This is a genomic window from Pseudodesulfovibrio mercurii (assembly GCF_000189295.2).
Lineage (GTDB): Bacteria > Desulfobacterota > Desulfovibrionia > Desulfovibrionales > Desulfovibrionaceae > Pseudodesulfovibrio > Pseudodesulfovibrio mercurii.
Map to the genome: position 1 here is coordinate 2,024,742 of NC_016803.1, position 15,425 is coordinate 2,040,166.

At 64.8% G+C, this 15,425-nt stretch carries 13 protein-coding genes and 1 pseudogene; 12 read left to right on the forward strand and 2 right to left on the reverse strand.

What is annotated here, in order from left to right; translation table 11 throughout:
• Window positions 1-62: 62 nt before the first annotated feature.
• The 3 genes and pseudogenes from DND132_RS18925 to DND132_RS09215 form a co-directional block, all read left to right on the forward strand.
• Window positions 63-152 (forward strand): annotated as a pseudogene (locus DND132_RS18925) (RHS repeat-associated core domain-containing protein); the annotation flags it as partial.
• A gap of 81 nt (window positions 153-233) precedes the next feature.
• Complete coding sequence (locus tag DND132_RS18260; RefSeq protein WP_148266973.1) at window positions 234-614, forward strand: hypothetical protein; 381 nt, start codon at window positions 234-236, stop codon at window positions 612-614.
• Window positions 611-814 (forward strand): hypothetical protein, encoded by a 204-nt coding sequence (locus DND132_RS09215; RefSeq protein WP_041915761.1) that lies wholly within the window; start codon window positions 611-613, stop codon window positions 812-814. The genes DND132_RS18260 and DND132_RS09215 overlap by 4 nt, the downstream gene beginning before the upstream one ends.
• A 145-nt stretch (window positions 815-959) precedes the next feature.
• Here DND132_RS09215 and DND132_RS09220 read toward each other — a convergent pair whose 3' ends face one another.
• Together DND132_RS09220 and DND132_RS09225 are read right to left on the reverse strand one after the other, a co-directional pair.
• On the reverse strand, window positions 960-2,426 hold the full coding sequence (locus tag DND132_RS09220; RefSeq protein ID WP_014322458.1) for an Rne/Rng family ribonuclease: 1,467 nt from the start codon (window positions 2,424-2,426) through the stop codon (window positions 960-962).
• Window positions 2,427-2,472: 46 nt separating this feature from the next.
• Window positions 2,473-3,426, reverse strand: a complete 954-nt coding sequence (locus DND132_RS09225; RefSeq protein WP_014322459.1) for a radical SAM protein — start codon at window positions 3,424-3,426, stop codon at window positions 2,473-2,475.
• A 174-nt stretch (window positions 3,427-3,600) separates the two neighbouring features.
• Here DND132_RS09225 and DND132_RS17650 point away from each other — a divergent pair, with 174 nt between their 5' ends.
• From DND132_RS17650 to dsrP, 9 genes are all read left to right on the forward strand, one after another.
• A complete protein-coding gene (locus tag DND132_RS17650) occupies window positions 3,601-5,442 on the forward strand; it encodes a sensor histidine kinase (RefSeq protein WP_014322460.1) in 1,842 nt (613 codons plus the stop codon).
• Window positions 5,443-5,512: 70 nt separating this feature from the next.
• The gene (locus tag DND132_RS09235; RefSeq protein ID WP_014322461.1) at window positions 5,513-6,394 is read left to right on the forward strand and encodes a tRNA (adenine-N1)-methyltransferase; all 882 of its coding nucleotides are present in this window, start codon (window positions 5,513-5,515) and stop codon (window positions 6,392-6,394) included.
• Between the two features lie 257 nt (window positions 6,395-6,651).
• Window positions 6,652-9,210: a PAS domain S-box protein gene (locus DND132_RS09240; protein ID WP_190275277.1), complete on the forward strand. Its 2,559-nt coding sequence runs from the start codon at window positions 6,652-6,654 to the stop codon at window positions 9,208-9,210.
• 235 nt (window positions 9,211-9,445) lie between these two features.
• Window positions 9,446-9,973 (forward strand): RsbRD N-terminal domain-containing protein, encoded by a 528-nt coding sequence (locus DND132_RS09245; protein ID WP_014322463.1) that lies wholly within the window; start codon window positions 9,446-9,448, stop codon window positions 9,971-9,973.
• A gap of 198 nt (window positions 9,974-10,171) precedes the next feature.
• Entirely contained in the window at window positions 10,172-11,218 is a 1,047-nt protein-coding gene (gene dsrM / locus DND132_RS09250; RefSeq protein ID WP_014322464.1) for a sulfate reduction electron transfer complex DsrMKJOP subunit DsrM, read from the forward strand.
• Window positions 11,219-11,263: 45 nt separating this feature from the next.
• Window positions 11,264-12,934 (forward strand): sulfate reduction electron transfer complex DsrMKJOP subunit DsrK, encoded by a 1,671-nt coding sequence (dsrK, locus tag DND132_RS09255; RefSeq protein ID WP_014322465.1) that lies wholly within the window; start codon window positions 11,264-11,266, stop codon window positions 12,932-12,934.
• A 6-nt stretch (window positions 12,935-12,940) separates the two neighbouring features.
• Window positions 12,941-13,321, forward strand: a complete 381-nt coding sequence (gene dsrJ / locus DND132_RS09260) for a sulfate reduction electron transfer complex DsrMKJOP subunit DsrJ (RefSeq protein ID WP_041916047.1) — start codon at window positions 12,941-12,943, stop codon at window positions 13,319-13,321.
• Window positions 13,321-14,094 (forward strand): sulfate reduction electron transfer complex DsrMKJOP subunit DsrO, encoded by a 774-nt coding sequence (dsrO, locus tag DND132_RS09265; protein ID WP_014322467.1) that lies wholly within the window; start codon window positions 13,321-13,323, stop codon window positions 14,092-14,094. The genes dsrJ and dsrO overlap by 1 nt, the downstream gene beginning before the upstream one ends.
• Window positions 14,095-14,105: 11 nt before the next feature.
• The gene (gene dsrP, locus DND132_RS09270) at window positions 14,106-15,332 is read left to right on the forward strand and encodes a sulfate reduction electron transfer complex DsrMKJOP subunit DsrP (RefSeq protein ID WP_014322468.1); all 1,227 of its coding nucleotides are present in this window, start codon (window positions 14,106-14,108) and stop codon (window positions 15,330-15,332) included.
• Window positions 15,333-15,425: the final 93 nt, after the last annotated feature.

The following is a 15,425-nucleotide window of genomic DNA, read 5'->3' on the forward strand; positions in this document are numbered from 1 at the left end:
CCATATTTCCAGGGCGTTTCTTCACCCCTATCGGCTTCGCGGGCGGCCTGCACGACCGGGACCTGGGCTTCGTCCGCTTCGGCTGGCGGGATTACGACGTCAGGACCGGCAAATGGTCCGCGCCGGACCCCATCGGGGACAAGGGCGGCGACCCGGACTGGTACGGGTATTGTCTGGACGACCCGGTGAACGGGGTTGATCCGGCGGGGTTGGAAGGCGGATTTTGGGATGGCGTGAAGAAAATCGAAGCGGGCTTCGGCAAGCTGTGGGACAAGGCCCCGGCCGGTATCGGTGAGGCCGTTACCAAGGGCGTGAAGGGGGCTGGCAAGGCATTGAGCAAAACGGCGGACGCCTTTGCCACCAACAAGGATTTGCAAAAATATACGGCGATCGCCTTAGGTGCGGGGGCTCTCCCCATCGTGGCGGCGACAGGCTCGGCAGTGGTGCCGGCGGCCATCGGAGCCGCCATGCAGCATCCGGAAAGATTGGCTGTCGCGTCCAAGGCGGCAACTGATTTTGCAACCGGAGCGTTCGACCCAGGGCCTCCGCCGATGACCAAGGCGGGTATAGCCGGATACGCCGTGAACAAGGCCTATGAGTGGAGTAAACAATGAGAGTGAAATTGTCTGAAATTCTGTTGGGGGAATTGCTTGTCGGAGTCGGTGCGTTGGAAATAGGCGCAGGCAAGGCTGGTGTATATGGCTACCCCCAACCCTTGTGGACGGCCTATCTCCTTGTCGCCATCGGCGTCGCACTCCCTTTGGTTGCTTGGTATTTGCGGCGGCCGCAGAAAGATGAGGACCAGACGGTTTAACTGTTGGGCCACCCATTTGCCAAGGAATGGCCAGGTATTACCCGGCGGCAGAACGACGGCCCGGTCCAGGCTCGCCGCCCCGAAAAAACAACGCCCCCGTCCCGATGATTCGGGGCGGGGGCATTCGTTGCTTGTCCGGGGACGGCTACTCGTCGTATTCGTACTCGATGTCGATGTGGATGGTCTTTTCGTAGCGCTTTTCCAGGTCCGCGAGGATGCCGCGCTTGTTGTTCAGCAGGTAGATGGCCAGTTCCTCCTCGCAGTCGTACTGGACCTCGTCGGAGCCGGGCTTGCGCAGGTCGCGGTGGATGTCCTTGAGGGCCTGGAGGGCCTGCCATTCCATGTTCCGGCGGATGCCCGTGCCCTTGCAGCAGGGGCAGGGCTCGGTGGAGATGGCGATGGCCGAGGAGCCCAGCCGCTGGCGGACCAGCTCCATGAGCCCGAAGGAGGAGATGCGCGAGACGTCGGTCCGGGCGCGGTCGTTCTTCATTTCCGCGCGCATGACCTTCTCCACCTCGCGGCAGTCCTTGGGGTTCTTCATCTCGATGAAGTCGATGACCACCTGGCCGCCGATGTCGCGCAGCCGCAGCTGGCGGGCGATCTCGCGGGCGGCCTCCACGTTGGTCTTGAGCGCCATCTTCTGGAAATTCTTCTCGCCGCCGATCTTGCCGGAGTTGATGTCCACGGCGGTCAGGGCCTCGGTGGCGTCGAAGACCAGCCGCCCGCCCGAGGGCATGGACGCCTCGCGGGAGTAGATCTCCTCCACCTGCTTGACCAGGTTGAACCGCTCCAGCAGGGACAGCTCGTTGTCCTCGTGCAGCCGGACCAGGTTGTTCTTGCGCGGGAAGGCCAGCTTGACGAACTGGTGGACCTGCTCATAGGTCTCCTTGTCGTCCACCCAGATCTCGGTGATGTCCAGGGTCAGGTAGTCGCGCACGGCCCGGGCGGCCAGGCCGAGCTCCTGGTAGACCGGCGCCGGGGCCTTGACCTTCTGGGCGTTGGCCCGGATGTCGGTCCACAGCCGGTTCAGGTACTTGAAGTCGCGCTCCAGGGCGGCCTTGGACTGGCCCACGGCCGCGGTGCGGGCGATGAGCCCCACGCCCTCGGCGGTCTCGAACCCCTCCAGGGCGGTCTTGAGGCGATCCCGCTCCTTCTCGTCCTCGATCTTGCGCGAGACCCCGATCTGGCTGCGGCCCACGGTGTAGACGAAGCAGCGGCCGGGCAGGGAGAGGTAGGAGGTCAGGAACGCGCCCTTCTTGCCTGTGGGTTCCTTGACCACCTGGACCAGGACCTCCTGGCCGGGCTTGAGCACCTTCTGCATGAGCGGGAAGCGCTGGCCCTTCTTGGTGGGCACCTCGTTGATGTAGTATTCGGGGTGGACCTCGTCGATCTGCAGAAAGCCGTTGCGCTCGGCCCCGTAGTTGATGAACGCGGCCTGCAACCCGTTGTCGATGTTGTGGATGTAGCCCTTGTAGATGTTGCCCTTGGTCTTGGCCTGGTGGACCATCTCAACGTAATACTCGTTGACCTTGCCCTCCTCGGCGATGACGACCTCGACCTGTTCTCCCGGCAGCACGGAGATGAACATCTTCTGCCGTTTCTTCTTGGTCATGGAAACCTCTTGACGAGAAATGTGTGCGTCTGATCCCGGCGCGCCCTCAGTCTTCGATGACATGGCCCGTTCCGTGGTAAAATGTCTCCCCCCGGTCATCCCGGCGGGTCACTTCGCCCATTTTTTCGAGGGCTTCCACGGCCTGGCGAACCCTCTCGAGGTCCGCGCCCAGGGCCTGGGCCAGCTGTTCGGCGGTCTGGGGCCTGCGGCTCAGGGAGGCGGTCACGGCAGCGGTCATCCGCTCCAGGCTCATCTCCTTGCCCGCATGGGCCCGCCGCCCGTCCGGGCGGGTCTCCCCGCCTCCGAGCGCCAGGCGCCAACGGCTTAAAACCTCCCCGTCCACGGGGCGGACCCCCTTGACCGTGCCGGGACGGGTCAGCGTGACCACGTCCACCCGGTCGGGGGCAAGCCGTTGGCAGAAAATCCGTAGCCTGCCGAGGTTCTCGTCGGAATCGTTAATTCCTTCGGCAAGCAAAATTTCCAAAAATATCTTTCCCTTGAATTCATTCCTGAAGGCAAGGAGCCCGTCGGCCACGGCCTCGGGCGTGATGGCCTCGTCCGGCCGGTTCACCCTGGTGAATTCCTCGGGCACCAGGGAGTCCATGCTGGGCAGGACCACGTCGGCGGCGCACAGTTCGCGCCGCACCTCGGGGTCGGTCATCAGGCTGGCGTTGGTCAGCACGGCCACGGGGATCCCCGGAAAGAGCGCCTTGGCCCCGAGGATGATCCGCTCCATGTCCGCGTTCAGGCACGGTTCGCCCAGGCCGCCGAGGGTGATCATGTCCGGCGGCTCCAGCCCTTCCTCCTTCCACTGGGACAGTTCCCGGAGGATGTCGGCCGCCGGAACGTAGACCCTGCGCTCGCAGGTCCGGTTCCTGGTGGCGCCCACCTCGCAGTAGACGCAGTCCATGGAACAGATGCGGTCGCCGAGCAGGTCGAGTCCGAGGGAGCGGCCGAGCCGCCCGCTCATGACCGGGCCGAAGACGTATTTGTATGCCATGTCCTGTCGCGTTCCTTGGAAGGAGTCCTTAACCCTTGCCAGCTTATTAAGTACCCGTGCCGTTCTGTCAAGTTCGGGGGACAGTTTCGGCAAAACGGGGAATTAATAATTGGACCACGGGAACGGCCGGGATAGGGTGTAACAGAGCCCCCCCTGGTCCCGGAGGAACCGTTCGTGCTGGAAATCACCCTGGAAATTCTGAGATTCTGCGTCCTCTCCGTGGCGCTCGGCCTGTTCATCCACGCCGACCGGACCGTGACCTACGGCCGCCGGGGCTTCCTGCTGATCAAGATCGGCTTCCTGCTCATCCTCTTCGGCATCTTCATGGAAATCACCAACAAGCTCGACATCCCGGGCTGGGCCATGGTCGGCGACGTGCACCTGCACATCTACCTGGCCAAGCTCCTGGGCCAGTTGGCCGGATCGATCCTGCTCCTGGCCGGGCTGTGGTTCTGGCTGCCGTCCATCCGGACCATGGACGAGGTCCGGGATGAGCTGGACCGGGCCCGGAGCGACCTGGAGGAGCACTTCCTGGCCCGGACCCGCGACCTCGAGCAGGAGGTGGACCGGCGGTGCAAGGCCGAGGCCGAGGGGCGCATCGCGGACGAGCGCCGCCGCATCCTGTTCGAGAACAGCCCGGTGGGCATCACCCACGGCTTCGTGGGCGGCCGGTTCGTGGAGCGCAACAAGGCCTACGCCCGCATGCTCGGCTACGACTCCCCCGAGGAGATGGCCCAGGCCCAGGCCCTGGCGGGCGACACCTTCTCCCACATGGTGGACCCGGCCGACGAGGAGCGCATCGTCAACCTGGCCCGGACCGAGGACGCGGTCCAGGGGCTGACCGTGCGCATGCGCCGCAAGGACGGGGCCATCCGCTGGATCCGCCTGGACATGGCCATGGCCCGGGACCACCACGGCCAGAACTACTATTTCTACGCCTTTGCCCTGGACAAGACCGAGAGCCGCGAGCGCGCCGAGGCCCTGGCCCGGTCCAAGCGCCGCCTCAAGGGCATCCTCCACTCCCTGCCCGTGGGCGTCTTCGTGGTCGATCTCAAACGGCACACCCTGGTTGACGCCAACCCCGAGGCCCTGGCCATGAGCGGCCACACCCGGCAGGAGCTGGTGGGCCAGCCCTGCGGCGACATCCTGTGCGGGGACACCGACTTATGTCCCTGGCGGACCGAGGATGGCCACGTGGAAGTGGAGGAGAGCTTCCTGGTCCGCAAGGACGGCACCCGGCTGCCGGTGCTCAAGAACATGGTCTCCACCGTGGTGGACGGCCGCGAGAGCATGGTGGTCAGCGTCCAGGACATCTCCGAACAGAAACGGCTCGAAGAGCTGCGCGCGGACGTGGACCGCATCGTGACCCATGACCTCAAGGCGCCGATCATCGGCGTCATCGACGGCTGCCGCCTGCTGCTCATGGAGGAGGAGCGCCTGGACGGCGAACTGAGCGAGATGCTGCACCTCATCGAGCACCAGGCGGAAAAGGCCCTGCGCCTGATCGGCCTGTCCCTGACCCTGTACCGCATCGAGGCCGGGACCTACGCCTACGAGCCCGAGCCCACGGACCTCATGGCCGTGATCCGCGAGGCCCTGGGCAACCTGGGCGGCCGGATCGCGGACCGGGGCCAGACCGTGGCCGTGAGCCTCGACGGCCGCCCGGACGACGGGCGGGACGCCCTGGTGGTGCCCGCCAACCCCCTGCTCCTGGAGACCATGGTCTCCAACCTGCTGCTCAACGCCGTGGAGGCCGCCCCGGACGGGGGCGCGATCTCGGTGCGCGTCGCCCCGGGCGACCCGACCGTCCTGGTCATCGCCAATCCGGGGGCCGTGCCCGGGTCCCTGCGCGAGACCTTCTTCGACAAGTACGCCACCCACGGCAAACAGGGCGGCACGGGCCTGGGGACCTATTCGGCCCGGCTGGCGGCCACGGCCATGGGCGGGGCCATCGCCCTCGAGGTCTCCGACGCCGAGGACCGGACCACCCTGCGCGTGACCCTGCCCGGCGCGTGAGCCCCTTTTCCTTGACTTCCGGCCTTGCGGACCGTACTCAGGGCCATCGCTTTCAGGAGGCCTGACAACCATGATCGAACCCGGACAGCTCATTCTGCTCATCAGCCACAAGGGCAAGCGCTACCTGCGCAAACTCGAGGCCGGCGGCGAGGTCCACACCCATGACGGCAAGCTGCTCATGGACGAGGTGGCCGAGGCCGGCTTCGGCCAGTACGTCAAGACCCACCTGGGCAAGTCGTACCTGGTGCTCAAGCCCACCCTGCACGACCTGATCAAGGGGGTGAAGCGCCAGACCCAAATCATGTACCCCAAGGAAATCGGCTACCTGATGATGAAGCTGGGCATCGGCCCCGGCTCCACGGTCATCGAGTCCGGCACGGGCTCGGGCGGCCTGACCACGGCGCTCGCCTGGTTCGTGGGCGACACCGGCAAGGTCATCACCTATGAGCGGCGCGCCGACTTCTACAAGCTGGCGGGCAAGAACCTGGAGCGCGTCGGGCTGGCCCACCGCGTGGAGCAGGTCAACCGGAACATCGAGGACGGCTTCCTGCACTCGGGCGCGGACGCCCTGTTCCTGGACGTGCGCACCCCCTGGGAATACCTCGGCGCCATCCCCGACGCGGTCATCCCCGGCGCCATGTGCGGCTTCCTGCTGCCCACGGTCAACCAGGTGTCCGACCTGCTGCGCGGCCTGGAGGACGGCCCCTTCGCCGAGCTGGAGGTCCTGGAGATCCTGGTCCGCCGCTGGAAGCCCGTGGCCGACCGGCTGCGTCCGGACGACCGCATGGTCGCCCACACCGGCTTCCTGGTCTTCGCCCGGTACATGGAGCAGCCCGAGGTCCAGCCCCTGCCCGGGGACGAGCCCGAGGGCATCCCGGACAGCGCCCTGTCCGACGAGGACCCGGACGACGCCCCCGTGACGGAGGACGACCCCGACGCCCTCGAGGTCTAGCCCCGACATTTCAAGGCCCGCTCCCCGCAGCGGGCCTTTTTCTTCCGCCCCGCCGGGCGGGAACCCGCGCCCCGTGCGCCCCCGGCCCTCCCCTCCCGACGGGCCCGCCGTTTGTAACAAATAATGTTGCCCGCCCCGGCTCGACAACGGCGGCGCGAAGCAGTATGGTGTTCGCCCGCATTCGGCATGCCGTCCGCCCGTACCGGCCCACGCGGACCACGGCCCTGGAACAACGCCCGCCCACCGAGGACACGCGCTTGAAGAACAGACGCACCACCCCCGAGGATCGACTCCGGCAACGCGCCCGCGAGCACGCCGCCCGCCTGCGGGACGGCGATGATCCCGTGGAGTTCTGGGCGGCCTTCTGCACGCAGGTCCTGGCCGAGGACGACGAGGCGGCCCCGTCCGGCGACGACTGTCCCCCGGACCCCAGGGCGTCGCGGCTGCACACCCTGTTCCTGAGCCTGCACACCCCGGTCCTGCTGCTCAACGCCGACTTCGAGGTGGAGGTCATGAACCCGGCGGCCGTGGAGCTGACCGGGGCCGGCGACCTGGAGGGCTGGTGCCGGGGCGAGCACGCGCCCGTGCCCCTGGCCGAACTGGCCCCCTGGCTGGCCCGCGCCCTGGAGGCCGAGGGGCTCGGCGAGGGGGTCGAGGCCTGCAAGCTGGACGTGCCCGTGGCCCGGCGGCACGGCGAGCGCCATTTCAACGTCTCGGTCTCCCCGACCGCCGATTTTTCCGACCGCCAAGACGGCTACGCCGTGGTCCTGGACGACATCACCGCCCGGGCCAGGGAGGAGCGCGAACTGGCCCGCGAGCGCAACCGGGCGGCCCACTATCTGGACGTGGTCGGGGCCATGGTCTTCACCCTGGACGCCGCCGGCAGGATCGACATGGTCAACCGGACCGCCTGCCGCGTGCTCGGGCACGCCGAAGGGGACCTCCTGGGCCGGGACTGGGTGGACACCCTGGTCCCCCTGCCCGACCGGGACGAGATCCGCGACTGCCTGTACCTGGTCCTGTCCGGCCAGGCCGGCGGAGAGGACGAACGCACCTTCCGGGTGCTCACCCGCGAGGGGAGCGAGCGGACGGTCCAATGGCAGAGCCAGCTCCTGACCACCGGGGGCGGGCTGCCCGTGGGCATGCTCGTGTCGGGCACGGACGTCACCGAGCAGCGGGCCATCGAGGAGGCCCTGGCCAAGAAGGAGCTGTGGCTGCGCAGCACCTTCGTGGGCCTGGGCGAGGCCGTGCTCATCCTCACCCCCGGCATGGAGATCCTGGACGCCAACCCCGCGGCCGAGGCCATGTTCCAGAAGACCCAGGCCGAGCTGGCCGGGCTGCCCGTGGGCGACCTGCACGTCAGCGCGAACCACTACGACGATTTTCTGGCCCGCTCCAGGGCCGCCTTCGAGGCCGGGGAACGCGCCCTGTTCGAGCTGCCCCTGAAACGGCGCAACGGCGAGATCTTCCCGGCCGACCAGTCCGTCTCCCTGATCAAGGGCGACGACGGGTCCACCCTGGGCGTGGTCAACGTCATCCGGGACATCTCGGACCGCAAGAACGCCGAGGCCGATCTCAAGCGCAGCGAGGAAAAATTCCGGCGCATCTTCGAGACCATCGAGGAGGGGTACATGGTCACGGACCTGGCGGGGACCGTGCTCATGGTCAACCCGGCCACCTGTCGGCTGCTCCAGTTCGAGGAGTCCGAGCTGGTCGGGCGGAACATCGACACCGTGTACCGGCGGCCCGACGACAGCGAGAGCCTGCGCGAGAGCCTGTTCGCCAGGGGGGCCGTGCGGGGCCTGCAGCTGACCGCCAAACGCAAGGACGGCGCGACCATCGTCATCGAGGCCAACGCCCACCGGGTCCTCAACCACCAGGACGAGCCCGTGGCCATGGAGGGAACCTTCCGCGACATCACCCGGCGCATGGAGGCGGAAAAGGTCCTGCGCGAGAGCGAGAAGCAGTACCGCGCCTTTTTCGAGAACAACCACGCCATCATGCTCCTGACCGATCCCAAGTCCGAGCGGATCATCGACGCCAACCCGGCGGCCGAGGACTTCTACGGCTATCCCATCGAGGTCATGAAGACCATGAACCTGAGCCAGATCAACGCCCTGGACCGGGACGAGATGTTCGCCGAGATGCGCCGCTCCATGGACGAGGGCCGGGCCTACTTCATCCTCCGCCACCGGCTGGCCAACGGCGAGATCCGCAACGTGGAGGTCTACTCCGGGCCGATCATGGTCCAGGGGTCCCAGCGCCTGTACTCGGTCATCCACGACGTGACCAAGCGCATCGAACTGGAGCGGGAGATGAAGCTGCTGGCCACCACGGACGCCCTGACCGGGGCCAACAACCGCCACCAGTTCTTCGCCCTGGGCGCGGTGGAGGTCCAGCGGGCCAAGCGGTACGCCCTGCCCCTGACCGTGCTCATGCTCGACATCGACTATTTCAAGTCCATCAACGACACTTACGGCCACGCGGCCGGAGACCTGGTCCTCAAGGCACTGTCCGCGTCCGTCTCGGCCACCCTGCGCGCCTCGGACATCTTCGGCAGGCTGGGCGGGGAGGAGTTCGCGGTCATCCTGCCCCAGACCGACATCGACGAGGGGGCCGAGGCGGCCGAGCGGCTGCGGGAAACCCTGGCCGGGCTCGCCGTGGAGGTGGGGGACGAATCCATCACCTTCACGGTCTCCATGGGGGTGACCCGCATATGCGCCGGGGACAAGACCGTGGAGGATGTCCTCAACCGGGCGGACGAGGCCCTGTACAAGGCCAAGCGCATGGGCCGGAACCGGGTGGTGCGCGGCTGAGGAAAAGCGTTGCCCGGCGGCCTGTTCCGAGGGGCCGCCAGCCCCTGATAACCCTTTTCATCGGCCGGTTTTTCCTTGAAAAAAACTTGACGTTTTCCCATGGGTTTGGAATATGGTTCTGAGTTTTACGTGATGTTTTTCACAATTTATCGAAGGCCTGTCCGTGAAATGCCCGCCCGCGCCCTTGAGGCCGGGTCCGCAAGTGGCTCATTTCACGGATTGTTGCGGGTTGTTAATGACTTTTGAATCCACGTTGGCCGAACGCAAGGCCGAGCTGTCGCAGAAGTGGGCGGAACTGGTCCTCAGGACCTACCCCAAGGAAACCCAGAAAGTCTGGACCCGACAGAAAGACAGATTCCAGAACCCGGTCGGGGCGGCCATCATCGAGGCCACCGGGGAACTGATGAATCATTTGATCGAGTGGCAGGATGCGGAGCGCATCGCGCGGAGCCTGGACAAGCTCATCCGCATCCGGGCGGTGCAGGACTTCACGCCATCCCAGGCCATCAGCTTCGTCTTCCTGCTGAAAAAACTCCTTCGCGACGAGTTCTTTCAGGCCATGAAGAAGGACGGCACCCTGGACGAGCTGCTCCGCTTCGAGGCCAAGGTGGACAACCTGGCCATGATGTCCTTCGACATCTATTGCAAGAGTCGCGAAGAGGTGTTCCGGTTCCGCGTGGAGGAAGTGAAGCGCTCCCAGAGCAGTCTGCTCAGGAAGGCCGGATTGGTTGCGGACGTTACGGCCGAGAAATCGGCCGATTAGGGACGCGCCGGGTGAGGCGCACGGTGTGAAGCCGGGCGAAGCGTGAAAAGGGGGTGGGGGTTTCGGCCTTTCGGGCGGGAATCCGTCTTCACCATACAGCTTCGAAACATCTTCGCACCGGCCCCTCGGAGGCATCCCGAAAATGGCAGGCCGTCACGGTAAAACCGGCGGTCCAACCTTCAAGCGAGGTGACGGTAGATGAATGCTCTTTACTCACTTCTGTTCGTCTTTCTCCTGGTGTTGATCCCGTTGTTCGGGGTTGATGCGGCACACATGAGGACTTTCTTCGGTGTCTGCATCCCGACGACGGCGTTCATCATCTTCGTTCTCGGCTTTATTTATAAAGTCGTCACCTGGGGCCGGAGCGCCGTGCCGTTCCGCATCCCCACAACCGGCGGCCAGTTCCAATCCTTCGATCCCGAGCTGTTCAAGCAGAACAAGCTGGACTGTCCCCAGACCGGAGCCCAGACCTTCTTCCGCATGGTCCTGGAGATTTTCGCCTTCCGCTCCCTGTTCAGGAACACCTCCGTGTCCCTGTACGAAGGCAAGGACTACCCCGTGGTGGCCTACAAATCGAGCAAGTGGCTGTGGCTCTTCGCCATCACCTTCCACTACTCCTTTTTCATCATCGCCCTGCGGCACCTGCGCCTGTTCCTCGAACCGATCCCGTTCCTCCCGGTGGGCGCGCTCGAGTTCGTGGACGGCATCCTGCAAATCGGCGCTCCGGTCATGTACCTGAGCGACCTCGGCCTGGTGGCGGGCGTGCTCCTGCTCCTGAGCCGCAGGCTGATCCTCCCCAGGATCAACTACATCTCCTACGTCTCGGACTACTTCCCGCTGTTCCTGATCCTGTCCATCGCCCTGTCGGGCATCTACATGCGCTACTACGCCAAGGTCGATGTCATCGCGATCAAGGAGCTGACCATGGGATTGGTGACGTTCCACTACGTCGTCCCCGAGGCCATCACCGTGTCCTTCTTCATCCACGTCTTCCTGGTCAGCGTGCTCATGATCTACTTCCCGTTCAGCAAGCTCATGCACATGCCGGGCGTGTTCCTGTCCCCGACGAGAAACCTGCCGAACGACTCGCGCGCCAAGCACCACGTGAACCCCTGGAACGATCCGAACATCAAGGCCCATCCCTACGCGGAATACGAAGAGGAGTTCGGCGTGCCCATGGCCGAGGCCGGCCTGCCGCTGGACAATCCCGCAAACGGCGTCCCGCACGACGAGACCAAGGCCTAGGGTTCACCGCCCGGTGATACTTTCTTTATCCGAGGAGATAAGAATATGTCCGTCATTCCCAAAGCAGACGAGCTCTTCAAGAGCATAGATTACAATCCGCCGCTGACCGGCTGGATGGAAACCCCGGTGGACTTCTCGCCCGGCCATTGGTGCTACCCCGCCAAGCCCGAGAAGATCGCCTACATGGACAAGGAGCTGCCCGGCCTGTGGGGCGAGCCGCGCCAGTGGCTGCCCTCCGACGCCGACTGGAAGCTGCCCCCGAACTGGAAGGAGACCGTGGTCAACGGCTTCCGCGAGCGGCTCAAGAAGTTCCGCACCCTGCAGCTGTTCATGGACATCTGCGTGCGCTGCGGCGCCTGCGCCGACAAGTGCCACTACTTCATCGGCTCCGGCGATCCCAAGAACATGCCCGTGCTGCGCGCCGAACTGATGCGTTCGGTCTATCGCGGCGAGTTCACCCTGGCCGGCAAGATCATGAGCAAGTTCACCGGCTCGCGGGTCATGGAGGAGCACGTCCTGAAGGAGTGGTTCATCTACTTCTACCAGTGCACCCAGTGCCGCCGCTGCTCCCTGTTCTGCCCCTACGGCATCGACACCGCCGAGATGACCATGATGGCCAGGGAGCTCATGCACCTGGTCGGCCTGAACACCAACTGGATCATGGAGCCGGTCTCCAACTGCAACATCACCGGCAACCACCTCGGCATCCAGCCCCACGCCTTCAAGGACATCGTGGACTTCATGGTCGACGACATCGAGGAGGTCACCGGCCGGAGGGTCAAGGCGCCCCTGAACGAGAAGGGCCATGAGATCCTGTTCATCACCCCGTCGGGCGACGTGTTCGCCGACCCGGGCATCTACACCTTCATGGGCTACCTGCTCCTGTTCGACTACCTCGACCTGGACTACACCCTGTCCACCTACGCCTCCGAGGGCGGCAACTTCGGCTCGTTCACCAACAACGAGGTCATGAAGAAGCTCAACGCCAAGATGTACGCCGAGGCCGAACGCCTGGGCTGCAAATGGATCCTCGGCGGCGAGTGCGGCCACATGTGGCGCGTGGTGCACCAGTACATGGACACCATGAACGGCGACAACCAGTGGTCCGGCATGACCACCCCGAAGTCGCCCATCACCGGCACGGTCTTCAACAACGCCGCGGCCACCAAGATGCTGCACATCACCGAGTTCACGGCCGACCTGATCAAGCACAACAAGCTGAAGCTCGACCCGAGCCGCAACGATCACCTGCGCGTGACCTTCCACGACTCCTGCAACCCGGCCCGCGGCATGGGCCTGCTCGAGGAGCCGCGCTACGTGCTCAAGCACGTGTGCAACAACTTCTTCGAGATGCCCCCGGCGACCATCCGCGAGCAGACCTTCTGCTGTGCGGGCGGCTCCGGCCTGAACACCGACGAGATCATGGAAATCCGCCTGCGCGGCGGCCTGCCCCGCGGCAACGCCCTGCGCTACGTGCAGGAAAAGCACGGCGTCAACCTGATGGCCTGCATCTGCGCCATCGACCGGGCGACCCTGATCCCGCTGGCCGATTACTGGGCTCCCGGCGTGACCATCGCAGGCACCCACGAGCTGGTCGCCAACGCCCTGGTCCTCGAAGAGGGCGAGGTCCGCACCATGGACATGCGCCAGGAACCCCTCCCCGGCTTCGAGGACGAAGAAGACGACTGGACGCCCCCGACCAAGGAGGATGCATAAATGAAAATGTACAATGGATTTGCGATCGTCGCAGGGCTGGTCATCTTCTTCGCCATGCTGACCGCGCCGTTTGCGCTCGGGACCATGACCAAGCAGTACAAGGAGCCCGAGCTCAAGCTGCCCAAGGGCGAGAAGGAGTGCGTCGAGGCCACCGAATGGATGCGCAACAATCACATGCAGCTCCTGAACGAGTGGCGCGACTGGGCCCTGCGTGACGGCAAGAGGACCTACACCAACCACGCTGGCAAGGAGTTCACCATCTCCCTGCAGAACACCTGCATGAAGTGCCACAACAGCAAGGCCGACTTCTGCGACAAGTGTCACAACGACGCGGGTGTCTCTCCCTATTGCTGGGATTGCCACGTTCAGCCGGAGGGTTTGAAATAATGAAGAACAGCAGAAGAACCTTCATCAAGCTTGCCGGTATCGCTGCCGCCGGCCTGGCCGTGGCCCCGAAAGCGGCCCTGGCCTCGAGCGGCGGACACTCCCCGGTCAAGGCCAACGCCACGGCCGTGCATGCCGAGCACTGGGCCATGGTCATCGACACCACCAAGCTGCACACCGCCGAGGCCATCGACAAGCTGGCCGCGGTCTGCCACCACATCCACAACGTGCCCAAGATCGAGGGCAAGCAGGAAGTGAAGTGGCTGTGGCACGACACCTATGCGCATACCTTCCCCGAGCAGGAGAACCCGCACCTGGCCGAAGAGGTCCACGAGCGCGTCTTCCCGCTGCTGTGCAACCACTGCGAGAACCCGCCGTGCGTGCGCGTCTGCCCGACCAAGGCGACCTTCCAGCGGCCCGACGGCATCGTGGCCATGGACTACCACCGCTGCATCGGCTGCCGCTACTGCATGGCCGGCTGTCCCTACGGCTCCCGTTCGTTCAACTGGGGCGAACCCCGGCTCGGCCTGGACACGGCCAAGCTGAACCCCGAGTTCCCCACCCGCATGCGCGGCGTCGTCGAGAAGTGCAACTTCTGCGTCGAGCGGCTGGCCGTGGGCAAGCAGCCCGCCTGCGTGGAGGCCTCGGAGGGCGCCATGTACTTCGGCGACCTGAAGGACCCGGATTCCGAAGTCCGCAAGGTGCTTCGCGAGAAGTTCACCATTCGTCGTAAACCCTCGGCAGGCACTGAGCCCAGTGTTTACTACATCATTTAGGAGGAATCGGAATGCTTGAATTAGCTCTGAAAGGTTCCAAGAGATACTACGGCTGGATCGCGTTCCTCCTGGTTCTCATCGGCATCGGCTCCATAGCCTACCTCAATCAGATCCTGGTCGGCCTGAAGATCACCGGCATGAGCCGGGACGTGTCCTGGGGATTCTACATCTCCCAGCTCACCTACCTGGTCGGCCTGGCCGCCTCCGGCGTCATGATCGTGCTGCCCAACTACTTCCACTCCTACAAGTCCAACAAGCACATGGTCATCTTCGGCGAATTCATGGCGATCGCCGCCTGCATCATGTGCATGCTGTTCGTGGCCGTGGACGTCGGGCAGCCCACCCGCATGCTGAACGTCATACTGCATCCCACCCCGAACTCCATTCTGTTCTGGGACATGACGGTTCTCATGGGCTACCTGTTCCTCAACCTGCTCGTGGGCTGGACCTGCCTGCAGGCTGACCGGGTCCACCTGCCCCACCCGCAGTGGCTCAAGCCCTTCATCTACATATCGATCCTGTGGGCCTTCTCCATCCACACCGTGACCGCGTTCCTGTACCAGGGCCTGCCCGGCCGCCACTACTGGCTGACCGCCATCCTGGCCGCCCGCTTCCTGGCGAGCGCGTTCTGCTCCGGTCCCGCGATCCTCTTGCTGGTCCTGATGATCACCGAGAAGGTCACGACCTTCAAGATGGCCAAGAACGCCCTGAGCACCCTGGTGAAGATCATCATGTACGCCATGTGCATCAACATGTTCTTCTTCATGTTGGAAATCTTCACCTCGTTCTACTCGAACATCCCGGGCCACATGCACCCGATCCTGTACCTGTTCGCCCACGCGGACCCGGGTCTGGTGGCGTTGATGTGGACCTTCCTCACGTTTGCGGCGATCTCCATCACCCTGCTGGTGACGCCCAGGTTCCGCAACAACCTGAAACTGCTGCCCTACACCCTGGTCATCCTGGTCATCGCCACCTGGTTGGACAAGGGCCTGGGCCTGCTGATCGGTGGTTTCAACCCCACCCCGTTCGAGACCGTCACGCCGTACTGGCCCACCGCGCAGGAATTGCTGGTGTCCATGATGGTCTACGCCATCGGCGCGCTGATCGTGACCGTGCTCTTCAAGATCGCCACGAGCGTCAAGGAAGAGGTTGGCCATTCCCAGCGGATGGCCTGCGGCTGCTCCACCGAGGACGCCTGCGACTGCACCGAAGAAGAGGCCCCTGCCGAGGCCTGATGATCGGCACAGCCTGGCCGAACAACGTCACCTCGCTAGGCTCAAGGCTGCAACAGGGCCGCTCCGGAAACGGAGCGGCCCCTTTTTTGTGTC

What these genes read in the sequence shown, in the direction of transcription:
- dsrK (WP_014322465.1), top strand. Translation starts at nt 11,264, where the DNA reads ATGTCCGTCATTCCCAAAGCAGACGAGCTCTTCAAGAGCATAGATTAC.
- DND132_RS09225 (WP_014322459.1), bottom strand. Translation starts at nt 3,426, where the DNA reads ATGGCATACAAATACGTCTTCGGCCCGGTCATGAGCGGGCGGCTCGGC.
- dsrO (WP_014322467.1), top strand. Translation starts at nt 13,321, where the DNA reads ATGAAGAACAGCAGAAGAACCTTCATCAAGCTTGCCGGTATCGCTGCC.
- DND132_RS09215 (WP_041915761.1), top strand. Translation starts at nt 611, where the DNA reads ATGAGAGTGAAATTGTCTGAAATTCTGTTGGGGGAATTGCTTGTCGGA.
- DND132_RS09245 (WP_014322463.1), top strand. Translation starts at nt 9,446, where the DNA reads ATGACTTTTGAATCCACGTTGGCCGAACGCAAGGCCGAGCTGTCGCAG.
- dsrM (WP_014322464.1), top strand. Translation starts at nt 10,172, where the DNA reads ATGAATGCTCTTTACTCACTTCTGTTCGTCTTTCTCCTGGTGTTGATC.
- DND132_RS09235 (WP_014322461.1), top strand. Translation starts at nt 5,513, where the DNA reads ATGATCGAACCCGGACAGCTCATTCTGCTCATCAGCCACAAGGGCAAG.
- dsrJ (WP_041916047.1), top strand. Translation starts at nt 12,941, where the DNA reads ATGTACAATGGATTTGCGATCGTCGCAGGGCTGGTCATCTTCTTCGCC.
- dsrP (WP_014322468.1), top strand. Translation starts at nt 14,106, where the DNA reads ATGCTTGAATTAGCTCTGAAAGGTTCCAAGAGATACTACGGCTGGATC.
- DND132_RS09220 (WP_014322458.1), bottom strand. Translation starts at nt 2,426, where the DNA reads ATGACCAAGAAGAAACGGCAGAAGATGTTCATCTCCGTGCTGCCGGGA.